Source organism: Rothia nasimurium, from assembly GCF_928392795.1.
In the GTDB taxonomy this organism is placed as follows: domain Bacteria; phylum Actinomycetota; class Actinomycetes; order Actinomycetales; family Micrococcaceae; genus Rothia; species Rothia nasimurium_F.
Window position 1 is genome coordinate 154222 of sequence record NZ_CAKMTJ010000007.1, and the last position, 11283, is coordinate 165504.

7 protein-coding genes are annotated in these 11283 nt (G+C 55.3%); 6 read left to right on the forward strand and 1 reads right to left on the reverse strand.

Translation table 11 applies throughout. The features are described 5' to 3' along the window. Positions 1–11 precede the first annotated feature (11 nt). From L6963_RS08935 to L6963_RS08945, 3 genes are all read left to right on the forward strand, one after another. Complete coding sequence (locus L6963_RS08935) at positions 12–1766, forward strand: ABC transporter ATP-binding protein (RefSeq protein ID WP_237207673.1); 1755 nt, start codon at positions 12–14, stop codon at positions 1764–1766. After that, positions 1763–3685, forward strand: coding sequence for an ABC transporter ATP-binding protein (locus L6963_RS08940; protein ID WP_237207674.1), 1923 nt, complete (start codon positions 1763–1765; stop codon positions 3683–3685). The genes L6963_RS08935 and L6963_RS08940 overlap by 4 nt, the downstream gene beginning before the upstream one ends. A gap of 151 nt (positions 3686–3836) precedes the next feature. After that, on the forward strand, positions 3837–7214 hold the full coding sequence (locus tag L6963_RS08945) for a DEAD/DEAH box helicase family protein (RefSeq protein ID WP_237207675.1): 3378 nt from the start codon (positions 3837–3839) through the stop codon (positions 7212–7214). Between the two features lie 10 nt (positions 7215–7224). Here the strand turns inward: L6963_RS08945 and L6963_RS08950 are convergent, their stop codons facing one another. Then, positions 7225–7545: a nucleotidyltransferase family protein gene (locus tag L6963_RS08950; protein ID WP_237185634.1), complete on the reverse strand. Its 321-nt coding sequence runs from the start codon at positions 7543–7545 to the stop codon at positions 7225–7227. A 74-nt stretch (positions 7546–7619) separates the two neighbouring features. Between L6963_RS08950 and L6963_RS08955 the strand changes: the two genes are divergently transcribed. From L6963_RS08955 to L6963_RS08965, 3 genes are read left to right on the forward strand one after another with little or no spacing between them, the layout of a single operon-like run. Then, positions 7620–9101 (forward strand): type I restriction-modification system subunit M, encoded by a 1482-nt coding sequence (locus L6963_RS08955; RefSeq protein WP_237207676.1) that lies wholly within the window; start codon positions 7620–7622, stop codon positions 9099–9101. Further along, entirely contained in the window at positions 9098–10189 is a 1092-nt protein-coding gene (locus L6963_RS08960; RefSeq protein WP_237207677.1) for a restriction endonuclease subunit S, read from the forward strand. Before L6963_RS08955 ends, L6963_RS08960 begins: the two co-directional genes overlap by 4 nt. A gap of 16 nt (positions 10190–10205) precedes the next feature. Continuing rightward, entirely contained in the window at positions 10206–11024 is an 819-nt protein-coding gene (locus L6963_RS08965) for a hypothetical protein (RefSeq protein WP_237207678.1), read from the forward strand. Positions 11025–11283 lie beyond the last annotated feature (259 nt).

The window sequence follows — 11283 nt, forward strand, 5'->3', positions numbered from 1 at the left end:
CCTAGGATTCCATGAAAATCAACCAATTCATTCACCGGCGAGAATGGTTACTCGTCCTGGTGGCGGTGCTGTCCATCGTGGCTCAGGTCTACCTTGACCTCAAGGTACCCGAGTACATGGAGAACATCACCCTCACCATCTCAACCCCCGGGTCCAAACTGAGGGACGTCACCTCAGACGGCACTCTCATGCTGGCAGCCGCCCTGGCCTCGATGGTCTGTGCCATTATCACCGGCTACTGCACCGCAATTTTCGGTACCACCCTAGCCCGGCGCATGCGGGCCGGGGTCTACAACAAGACCTTTGACCTCTCCAGTGCCGAGGTGAACCACATCGGTACCGACAGCCTCATCACCCGCTCCACCAACGATGTGACCCAGGTGCAGATGTTTGTGGTCATGGGTCTGCAGATGAGCATTAAGGCCCCCATCATGGCGGTCTGGGCTAGCTCCAAAATCGCTACCCAGTCGCTGACCTGGACTATCCCTACCGGGATCGCCGTCCTCGCCACCCTGCTGGTGCTGGGCGTCGCCATGGGCCTGGCAATCCCCCGCATGATGCGCATGCAGAAAATCACCGACCGCCTCAACCGGGTAACCCGCGAGCACCTGACCGGTCTGCGCGTCATTCGGGCCTACACCACCGGGGACTTCCACGAAGAGCGCTTTGAAGAGGTCAACACCGACCTGCGCAACACCACCCTCTTCGTCAACTCCACCATGGCCTTCATCATGCCCCTGCTGACCGCCATCATGACGGGCCTGTCCCTCTCTATCTATGTGCTGGGTGCTGTGCTGATTGACGGCACCGCCGACCTGACCGAGCGCGTCACCCTCTTTGGGCAGATGGTGGTCTTCTCCACCTACGCCCTGCAGGTGGTGACCAGCTTCATGATGATGACCGTCATCTTCGTCATGGGCCCGCGAGCCCTGGTTGCCTGGCGTCGTATCCGCGAGGTGCTCTCCACCGAGCCCGCGATTGTGGACGGCGGGGCGAGCGCTGGGGCTGCCCCGGCAGGTTCCCTGGAGTTTAGGGACGTGTCCTTCCGCTACCCCGAGGCTGACGGGGACGCCCTGCATTCGATTTCATTTACGGCTGCCCCGGGTGAGACCGTGGCGATTATCGGCTCAACCGGCTCGGGTAAGTCCACCCTGGTGAATCTGATTCCGCGTTTTGCCGATGTGCGTGAGGGGTCGGTACTGGTGGACGGTGTTGATGTGCGCGCCTGGAACCAGAAGGACCTGCGCGACCGCCTGGCCTATGTGCCCCAAAAGAGTGTGCTCTTCTCGGGCTCGGTGGCCTCGAACCTGGCCCTGGGCGAAGGCCTGCACCCGGTGACCCCCGAGGACGTGGTGGCGGCGGCTCACGCTGCTGCGGCGGCTGAGTTCGTGGGGAAGAAAGAGGACGGCTACGCCTCGGCTGTTGCCCAGAACGGCAAGAACTTCTCAGGCGGCCAGCGGCAGCGCCTGTCGATGGCCCGGGCCTTTGCCCGCGGCGGGGAAATCATGATTTTCGATGACTCCTTCTCAGCCCTGGACTATAAGACCGAGCGGGATATCCGCAGCCAGCTCAAGAACTCCGCTAAGGGGGCAACCATTGTGGTGGTGGCCCAGCGTATCGGTACGGTACGGGAGGCCGACAAGATTCTGGTGCTCGATAAGGGCCGTCTGGTTGGCTCTGGCACCCACGAGGAACTGCTGGCTACCAACGAGGTCTACCAGGATATTGCCCTGTCCCAGCTCTCTGAGGAGGAACTTCGCTCATGAGCCAGTCACCAGTCTTTACCCCCGAAGAGCTAGAGTCAGCACGCCGGGGCCTTGAGTCTTCTGAGCAGCTGCGCGATAGCCAGCTCAAAAGCGAGAAGGCAGGACGCCCCGGAGGTCACGGCGGGCCCGGCGGCCCGCCGCGCGCACCCATGCCGGGGCAGGCGTCCGCCCCCTTTAAGCAAACTATGGGCAAGCTCCTGGCCTACCTGCGCCCGGTGCTGCCGGGCATGGTGGTCGCTATTGTCGCTGCCGTCATCGGGGTCATTCTCACCATTGTTGCCCCGCAGTTCCTCTCGGCCATCACCGACGAAATTCAAAAGGGCTTCACCGGCCAGCTGGATATGGGCGAAATCTACCGCCTCATGTGGATCTCCATCGGCATGCTGGTGACTTCCCTGCTCCTGAGTCTGGTGGAGGGGCAGATCATGGCCCGCTCGACCGTCTGGGTATCGCGCTCCATGCGCCACGACCTAGACCGCAAAATCGATCGCCTCCCCCTGGCCTACATGGATAAGGGTTCTACCGGCGACACCCTCTCGCGCGTGACCAACGACGTCGACACCCTGCAGCAGACCCTCAACAACTCCCTGGCTACCACCATTACCGGTGTGGTCACTCTGGTTGGCTCAGCCGTCATGATGTTTGTGACCGACTGGCGCATGGCCCTGGCCGCTATTGCCGCCTCCCTGCTCGGCATTGTGGCCTCCGGCTTCGTGCTGGCCCGCAGCCAGAAGTACTTCGTGGCCCAGCAGCAGCTCCTGGGTAAGCTCAACGGCCATATCGAAGAAACCCTGAGTGGCCACTCCATGATCCGCGCCTACAACGGTGAAACCGCCGCCCGCGCCGAATTTGCCGACCGCAACACTGACCTCTATCGGGTGGCCTGGAAGTCCATGTTCTTCTCGGGCCTCATGTTCCCCCTCATGGGTTTCATCGGCAACCTGGGCTACGTGGTGGTCTGCGTGGTCGGCGCCGCCCTGGTACTGAACAACACCATCACCTTCGGCGTCATCGTTGCCTTCATCGTCTACGTCCGCCTCTTCACCAATCCCCTGGGCCAGCTGGCCCAGTCGGCTACCTCCCTGCAGTCGGCGGCGGCTGCGGGCGCTCGCGTCTTTGAGTTCTTGGAGGCCGAGGAACTGGCGGACGAGTCCGCCAAGAGCACTCCCCTGCCCCAGCCCGTGCGCGGCGCTGTGGACTTTGAGGACGTGCGGTTCAGCTACGAGCCGGGCAAGGAGATTATCCACGGCTTTACCGCCTCTGTGGCCCCCGGCCAGAAGGTGGCGATTGTGGGCCCGACCGGGGCCGGTAAGACTACTCTGGTCAACCTGCTCATGCGCTTCTACGAGCTCGATTCGGGGCAGATTCGCATTGACGGGGTACCCACCACCGACCTGACCCGTGAGCAGGTTGATTCCCTCTTTGCTATGGTGCTGCAAGATACTTGGCTCTTTGAGGGCACCCTGCGAGAGAACGTGGTTTACGGGGCCGGGGAAGTCAGCCAGGAGCGCCTGGATGAGGTCATGGCCTCGGTTGGCCTTGATGAGCTGGTATCGCAGCTACACGACGGGTACGACACGGTACTGACCGACCAGACCCAGCTTTCTGCCGGGCAGAAGCAGCTGGTCACGATTGCCCGCGCCATGGTGGCCCAGAAGCCCCTACTGATTCTGGATGAGGCGACCTCGTCGGTCGATACCCGCACCGAACTGCTGATTGCCCGGGCCCTGGGCCAGCTGGCAGTGGGCAAGACCTCCTTCGTGATTGCCCACCGTCTCTCTACTATTCGGGACGCCGACGTCATCTTTGCTATGCGCGACGGCGACATCGTCGAATCCGGCTCCCACGCTGAGCTGCTGGAGCGCGACGGCTTCTACGCCGAGCTCTATAACTCGCAGTTCGCGGGGGCGGACGAGTAAGCCCCACCCCCGCCCCCAAGGGGACCTGATTTCCAAAAAGGGACCGCATAATGTGCGGTCCCTTTTAGGTTTTGAGGTCCCCTTCCAAGCGCTGACCAGGCTAAAATATGTGTGATTGCACCTACACCTTCTCGCACAGTCACGAGGCGCTATGTCTAACTTTGCTTTTGTTTACCAGGCCCTGCCTGAGCTCTACCAGGATTGTGCCAAGGCCGAGGGCTATCTGGTGACGGACGCGCCCACCGCCTGCTTCTACGCCCGGCGGGCTATCGAGGGTTTGGTTGAGCATATTTACCGGGTGCGGGGTATCTATCGCCCGGAGCAGGCCACGTTGGCAACGCTGACCAGCAATGAGGCTTTCTCGGTATATCTCGACAATGACAAGCGTCTGAAGTTTAAGACTATCCGCCATCTGGGCAACGATGCGGCCCATAACTCCCGGAAAGTGCTGTCTGAGCGGGACGCCCAGCGGGCTGTTACCGACCTATTTCACCTGATGGTCTGGGGTGTGTACAACCATTCGGCAAACCCAGCCCTAGCTCCTATGGGCAAGGCTTTTGACCGCCAGCTGATTCCCACGCTACGTCGTCAGGCGGAGCAGCGGGCCCTGACCCAGCAGCACATGGCTGAGGCTGAGGCAGAACGCACGGCTGAGATGGAGAGGATAGCAGCTGAGCACCAGGCGCGGGTGGATGCAATGGACGCCGAGCTGGAGCGTCTTCGCGCCCAGTTGGCTGAAGCCCAGGCAGCTAAGACCTTGCCAGATACCCACGACTACAATGAGGCGGAGACCCGCGACTACTTCATCGACCTGCTCCTGGGCGAAGCTGGCTGGCCCCTTGCTCATCAGCGGGACCGTGAGTACCCTGTGACGGGTCTGCCCACCCCCAGTGGGTCGGGCCGGGTTGATTACGTGCTGTGGGGTAGGGACGGCCGCCCCCTCGGCTTGGTTGAGGCCAAGCGGGCGCGGGAGTCGGTGGATGTTGGCCGCGACCAGGCAAAGGCCTATGCAGACGCGCTCCAGGCGGCAACCGGCGTCCGCCCGGTTATTTTCTATACCAACGGCTATACCCACTACCTGTGGGATGACGCTGCCGGTTACCCGCCGCGTGAGGTGCAGGGTTTCCTCACCGAAGATGAGCTGGCCCTTTTGATTGAGCGCAGGACCAGCCGCCAGCAGTTGAGCGGTCAGCAGGTGAATACTGAGATTGCGGGGCGCGACTATCAGCTGCGGGCTGTTGCTTCGGTGGCTGAGGCTTTTGATGCCCGGCGTCGTAAGGCCCTGCTGGTGATGGCGACCGGTTCGGGTAAGACCCGCACAACCATCGCGCTGGTGGACCTGCTTTCGCGCGCCGGGTGGGTCAAGCGCGTCCTGTTCCTGGCTGACCGCACCGCCCTGGTGAATCAAGCGGTCAAGGCTTTCAAGGCCCATCTGCCGAATCTGGCTACGGTGAATCTGGTGGAAGATAAGCAGGCCAATGGCCGGGTCTATGCCAGCACCTACCCCACCATGCTGAACATCATTAACCGCACCCGGGCTGAGGGCGAGGCCACTCTGCGCGAATTCGGCCCCGGTTACTTCGATTTGATTGTGATCGATGAGGCTCACCGGTCGGTCTATGCCAAGTACAAGGCGATTTTTGAGTACTTTGACGCCCTGCTGGTGGGGCTCACCGCTACCCCTAAGGACGAGGTTGATTTCAACACCTATGCCCTCTTTGACCTAGAAGCCGGCGTGCCAACCGACGCCTATACTCTCGATCAGGCGGTGAGCAATGGTTACCTGGTTCCTGCCCGGGGCTTTAGCGTGGGCACCTGTTTCTTGCGTGAGGGTATCCGTTATGACCAGCTGAGTGAGGCTGAGCAGGAGCAGTGGGAGTCTGCCGACTGGGGTGATACTGTGCCCGAAGAAATTACCAGCGAAGCCCTGAATCGTTTTCTGTTTAACGCCGATACGGTCGATAAGGTGCTGACCACGCTCATGGAGCACGGCTACCGGGTAGCTGACGGTGAGTTACTGGGCAAGACCATCATTTTCGCCAAGAACCAGGCCCACGCTGATTTTATCTACGAACGGTTTAACGCGCTCTTCCCCGGCTACGGTGGCTCCTATGCCCAGGTGATTACTAACCGCACTTACGCGGCTGAGTCGGCGATTGAGAAGTTCTCCGAGCCGGAGTCTCTGCCTCGCATTGCCATCAGCGTGGACATGCTCGATACCGGCATTGATGTGCCTGAGATTCTGAACCTGGTCTTTTTCAAGCTGGTACGGGCCAAGACCAAGTTCTGGCAGATGTTGGGGCGCGGCACCCGCCTAGCACCCGATGTTTTTGGCCCCGGGGCTGATAAGCAGGACTTCTTGGTCTTCGATTTCTGCCAGAACCTGGAGTATTTCAGCCAGGAACTGCCCGGCTCTGAGGGTCAGCTGGCAAAGCCTGTCTCTCAGCGGGTGTTTGAGACCCGGGTGAGGCTGGCTCGGGCCCTAGTGGGTTCTGGCACCGTGAGTGCTGGGGACGATTACGCGGTGGCGGTGCGCTCTGATCTGGCTGCCTTTGTGGGTAGGTTCGATATGGGCAATGTGCTGGTGCGCCCCCACCGGGCTGCAGTGGAGCGCTTTGCATCCGCGGACGCCTGGGCGCAGCTTTCTGAGACAGAGGCCGAGTTGGCGCTGAGCTTGGGGGCTGTTGCCTCAACTGTGCCGGTTGAAGGAACCCTGGAGGCCAAGCAGTTTGACCTGCTCATGCTCGGGGCCCAGCTCTCTGCCCTCACCGGTGATTCTGCCGCACTGGCCCGCACCAAAGAGGTGGCCCAGACCCTCGCCGAGGACCTGCTGACCAAGGCAGCGGTTCCTGCCATCACGGCCGTTCTGCCCCACCTGGAGCAGCTGGCCGCAGATGACTGGTGGGTGGATGTCTCCCCTGCTCTGCTGGAGTTCATGCGCAAGAAGCTGCGCGGTGTCACCCACCTGCTTGATAAGGGCCAGAAGAAGATTGTCTACACCAATTTTCAGGACGAGCTTATCGACCCGGTTGAGGTCGAGGTAGTGCGCACCCAGGTGGGCATGAACCAGGAGCGGTTTGAGCAGAAAATGCAGGAGTACCTGCGCGAGCACCTGGATGCTGTTGCCGTGCAGAAGGTTCTTCGCGGCAAGCAGCTAACGGACGAGGATTTTGTTGCCCTGGCTGATTTGATCGACGCTTCGGGAATTGGCGGGCCGGCAAATATGCAGGTGGCGCGTGAGTCCGGGGGTCTGGGTATGTTTGTGCGCTCGCTGGTGGGTTTGAGCCGGGACGAGGCCCGGGCGGCTTTTGCGGTCTTTTTGGATGAGTCGCGGTATTCGGCGACGCAGATTCGGTTTGTGCAGCGCATTGTGGATGAGCTGAGTGAGAATGGTACGGTTGACCCGTCGCGTCTCTATGAGGATCCCTATGTGAGTTTGGGTGACCCGCTTGAGATGTTCGGAGACGATGACGCCTTTGAGATTGTCTCGATTCTCAACCGAATCAGGGCTACGGCCGAGGTGGCTTAAGGGAAATCTTTTAGCAGATGGTGACTAGGTCTTTCTTGGCTTCTGCTGAGATTTTCTCTCGCAAAACTGTGGGGGTAACAACGTCAACCCTGACACCTAAGAGCCGTCTGAGTGATTCTGAAATTCCAGCGAGTTTCATGATGGTTGCGCCTTTGGTGTCGTCAATGTCGACCATGATGTCGATGTCGCTCTGTGCATGAGCATCCCCACGCGCGACTGAACCGAAAAGCCTGGGGTTGGTGGCTCCGTACTTGCGGAAGATTGCGCCGATAGCGTCGCTGTTATCAGCAATGAGTTTCTGTAGTCTCAGTGAATCTGCGCTGGCTGTCATGTTCCCTAGTCTACGCAAGGTTTTCTTCCCTGGGTAGAGGCTGCCCAGAGGTATAACCCCATATACTTAGAACTATGGCTATTGCAATCTCGGGCGAGACTAAACCGCGTATTGATCGTATTTGGAATGATTTTTGGTCGGGCGGTATTTCTAACCCGCTAGAGGTTATTGAGCAGATGACTTATCTGCTGTTTATTCGTCGTTTGGATGATGCGCAGACCCGTGCTGAGAAGAAGGCTCGGTTGACTGGCCGCCCGGTGGAGAACCCCGTCTTCGGTGAAGGTCAGGAGCTGCTGCGGTGGCAGAATTTTAAGAATCAGGATCCTCAGGTCATGTTTGACCTGATGAATACTGGTATTTTCCCCTTTTTGCGGAATTTGGGGAGTCAGGTGGGTGGTGAGGCGTCCACGTATTCGCAGCATATGAAGGACGCTACTTTCCGCATTCCCTCCCCTGCCTTGTTGGCTAAGGTGGTTGATCAGTTAGACGCGATAGCTCTTGATGATCTTGATACGAGTGGCGACTTGTATGAGTACATGCTCTCAAAGTTGGCAACGTCGGGTACGAATGGCCAGTTCCGCACTCCGCGACACATTATTGAGTTGATGGTGGCGATGATGGCGCCTGATGTTGAGGACGTCATTGTGGACCCTGCCTGCGGTACGGCTGGTTTTTTGGTGGCGGCTGCTGAGTGGGTGCGTGAGAATCGTGACCCGTTTACGAACGCGAAGCACCGGGAGCATTTCCATGGGGGTATGTTCCACGGGTATGACTTTGATTCGACTATGTTGCGTATTGGGTCGATGAATATGATGTTGCACGGGGTGAATAACCCTGATATTCGCTACCGGGATTCTTTGAGTGAGGGTGCCAGTGAGGACGCCGAGAAGTATTCTTTGATTCTGGCGAATCCGCCGTTTGCGGGAAGCTTGGATTATGAGGCCACGAGCCAGGATTTGTTGAAGGTCGCTAAGACCAAGAAGACTGAGCTGCTGTTTTTGGCTCTGTTTTTGAAGTTGTTGAAGCCCGGTGGTCGGGCTGCTGTGATTGTGCCTGATGGTGTTTTATTTGGGTCGTCGAAGGCTCATAAGGACGTTCGCCGCGCCTTGGTTGAGGACCAGAAGCTGGACGCTGTGGTTAAGTTACCTTCGGGTGTCTTTAAGCCCTATGCGGGTGTTTCGACCGCGATTTTGTTCTTTACAAAGACGAATTCGGGTGGCACTGACGAGGTGTGGTTCTTTGATGTTGAGGCTGATGGGTTCAGTCTGGATGATAAGCGGAACCCGGTTGAGGCTAATGACCTGCCGGAGGTTTTGAAGCGCTGGGCTGAGCGTGATGGGGCTGAACGTGAGCGGGCCCGCACGGAGAAGTCTTTTACTGTTCCTAAGAGTGAGATTGTGGAGCAGGGCTATGACCTCTCTATTAACCGGTATAAGGAGCTGGTTTTTGAAGAGGTAGCCTACCGTTCCCCTGAGGAGATTATTGCGGAGCTGGAGCAGACCCAGCGCGAAATTGGCGAGCACATTGAGCAGCTGAAGAAGGTGATGGGGCTGTGAGCGAGACAAGGACGGTGAGGCTCGGTGATTACTGCCATAAAATTGAAAAGATTACTTCAAAAAACTTCTCGGATGAATCATTTCAGTACGTAGATTTAAGTTCAATCGACAACAAGAAGAAAATCATAACTAGGGTCAGCAAGATATTAACAACAGAAGCTCCAAGTCGCGCTAAACAGTTACTCAAAAAGGGAGATATTCTCGTATCCACGGTACGCCCCAATTTAAATGCTGTAGCTGTTGTTCCAGATGAGCTTGATGGATGCATCGGCTCAACAGGATTTTCGGTCCTTCGTCCTACCGATGAACTGGACCCTGTTTATCTTTTCTCTTGGGTGTGCTCTCCTACATTTGTAAATAGCATGGCAAACCTAGCTACTGGCGCTAGCTACCCGGCTATCAGCGATAGAGTAGTGAAAGATTCTCTTATTCCGCTCCCCCCACTCGAAGAACAAAAGAGAATTGCAGCTGAATTCACTCTAACAAGATTAATTTCACAAAAGCGTGAGCGCCAGCAGGAGCTTTTCGAAGAACTTAAATCAGCAGTTTTCCATGACTTATTCGGTGCCTACAACGAGAACGTGGTTAAGCTAGGCGAGGTAGCTGATATTACTGCGGGTATCACCAAGGGACGTAAAACCAATCAAGCTACCCGGGAAGTCCCCTATCTGGCGGTGGCAAATGTTCAATCAGGCTTTCTCAAACTGGATAACGTGAAAACAATTGAAGCTACAGAAGCTGAAATTGAAAAATACCGTCTACAAAAAGGGGATATCATTCTTACCGAGGGTGGGGACCCTGACAAACTGGGGCGTGGTACTGTTTGGAATGATGAGCTGCCAGAAGTAATCCACCAAAACCATATTTTTCGCGTACGTTTACACACAGACTCAGGGCTTACCCCTGAGTTCGTAGAGGGTTATTTATCTGACCCTCGAGCTCGTAAACACTTCCTAAGAAGTGCTAAACAAACCACAGGAATTGCCTCAATCAATAAAACACAGTTATCAAGTTTAACCATACCAATCCCTCAGAGCAATTTCATAAAAAAATTTAACAAACAAAATGAAGTTTTCAAAAATATTTGACCGAAAAATATAAAGCATGGATAACACTCAAAAAGAATCACGAGATTCGCAAAATAAAAATTTATTGAAATTTATTAATCAGGAAAATCCATTCGGCGCCCTAAAAGCGCTCCCCCTTTTAGTAATTATTGCAAATATCATAATATTCTCATCAGCATTAAAGCTTACAGGTGGAGACTACTATCTTGCTAGCGAAGCTATAAAAAGCATTGACTTGAATTCATGGTGGATATCCAATCTATCTACAATAGTATTAGCTATATTTTTTTGCGCTTCACCGCTTTTCTACTACCCTAGCCAAGGAATTTCAAGTCGCGCAATTTTCTACTTCAAAGAAACCTTTTCTATCACTAAAATTCCACCGTACACAGAGACAATAACTGCCCAAGTTCTAGCCTCTTTCTTTATTCTATCCACCTCTGCATACATTAATTACATTCTCGGATTTAAAAGTTTTATTGTTCCCGGACTCATTACATCATTTGCGTATCTCATCATTTCTCTTATAATAATTTTTGCAGGAATTCCCTCAAAAGGCGAGCTGCAACAATACACAAAATCAATATCTAAAAAGCTTCCAGTGATAGTTTCTATAATATTAACTTTCCTCTCTCCAGTTATCGTTTCTGATTCCGCCATCTTAGGACAGAGCTGCTTAATTCAAACATCAGATGAAGGATCAAAACCTATTGCAGATATCATTCCACTTGATTTTTCAAAAGATTCACTTAAAGCAATATATTTAAATGACCCTGGTTACATCAAACACAGCACCATCGATGAATCTTTTTCAATCTACCCAAACTCATGTGACTCAATCGATTTTTCACCATAATCAAATGCACATGGCAAGATTAAGCAGAAATAGTGAAAGCAAAATTTTTAATGCAATAACTAAATCAAATGTAGCATTTGCCAATTATTTCTGACCTATGCTGTGATGATATATTTCATCAAAACTAGGTTAAGAGGCTTATTCAAAAGTAGGCACGCACCCCACACCCACCAACTAGACAACGGCCCCACCCGCGGCAAAAATATGAGCGTTAAATCTCTACAAATAACCTCAAGCCATACCGGACAAGACCGTTGCC